Source organism: Litchfieldia sinesaloumensis, assembly GCF_900156865.1.
Taxonomy (GTDB): domain Bacteria; phylum Bacillota; class Bacilli; order Bacillales; family Bacillaceae_L; genus Ferdinandcohnia; species Ferdinandcohnia sinesaloumensis.
Window position 1 is genome coordinate 1 of record NZ_LT732527.1, and the last position, 1,292, is coordinate 1,292.

A 1,292-nucleotide genomic window follows, 5' to 3' on the forward strand; every position below is an offset into this window, starting at 1 on the left:
TAGAGTGACCCAGTAAAATGAGACAAGGAAAAAACACCCCCTGTATCGAATTTAGTTAATAACTAATCGATTTTTATGGAGGGTGTTTTTATATGGGGAAAAAGGTACATTATCCATCAGAGATTAAAGTAAAAGCAGTAGAAATGAAAAAGAATGGATTTACAAACTCAGAAATTATGAATGAATTGGGGATAAAGAATGTCTCACAAATAAAGACATGGATGCGCTGGGATCGTAATGGTGAAAGCTATCGTTTTGAACAGCCTATTGGAAAACAGTACAGTTATGGAAAAGGTCCAGGAAGCCAGGATGAACTTGAAATAGAACGCAACAAAAATAAGCATCTTCAGATGCAAATTGAAATTTTAAAAAAGTACAAAGAACTCGAAAGGAGCTGGTTCCGCAAGTAGTTATTGAATTGGTAGAGGAGTTATCAAAAAGATATAAAGTAATTGATATACTCAGTGTTCTAGAAATACCAAAATCTACATTTTATCGTTGGAAAAAGAAATACATTAATCGAGGGCCAAAAAAATTAGAAAAGCTTATAATCGGCCTTTGCGAAGAGACTAAATATCATTATGGACATAGAAAAATTAAAGCTCTTCTAAAACAGCGTTATAACATTAAGGTTAATCGCAAGACTGTACAAGTTATAATGCAAAAGTTCAATCTTCAATGTCAGATTAAAGTAAAAAGACAGAAACATATCAATGGCGAAAGTAATATTATTGTGGACAACATTCTTAACCGGAACTTTAAGGCAGAAAGACCAAATGAAAAGTGGGTAACTGACATTACATACCTACCATATGGCTCTTCTATGCTTTATGTATCAACAATAATGGATTTGTATAATAACGAGATAGTCGCTTATACGGTAAGTTCAGTACAAGATACGAATTTTGTATTGAGTACATTGAGAGAGGCCATAAAAAAGCGAAGACCTAAAAAAGTTCTATTGCACAGTGATCAAGGATCAGTATATACATCCTATGCATATCAAAATTTCGCAAAAGAAAAAGGCATTATCACAAGCATGTCCCGTAAAGGAAACTGCCATGATAACGCCGTAATTGAATCCTTTCACTCCTCGCTAAAGTCGGAAGGATTCAAAGACCATAGAAGATCTTCTATCACTAATATTAAAGTAATTGAGATTGTGAATCAATATATGTATTACTATAACGAAAAACGAATACAGGCAAAATTAAACTACCTGGCTCCAATTGAATATGGACGCCAGGTAGCATAGGTGTTTTTTCTAATTCCCATTTTGGCGGGTCAGTTCA

Annotated in this window: 1 protein-coding gene; it reads left to right on the plus strand. The window is 33.9% G+C overall.

The window, feature by feature from the left end:
- Nucleotides 1–92 precede the first annotated feature (92 nt).
- Nucleotides 93–1,255, plus strand: a protein-coding gene (locus CZ490_RS00010) for an IS3 family transposase (protein WP_142255311.1) whose coding sequence is annotated in 2 segments (ribosomal slippage) — nt 93–366 and nt 366–1,255 — 1,164 coding nt in all. Because the reading frame shifts where the segments join, the coding sequence is not laid out codon by codon here.
- Nucleotides 1,256–1,292 lie beyond the last annotated feature (37 nt).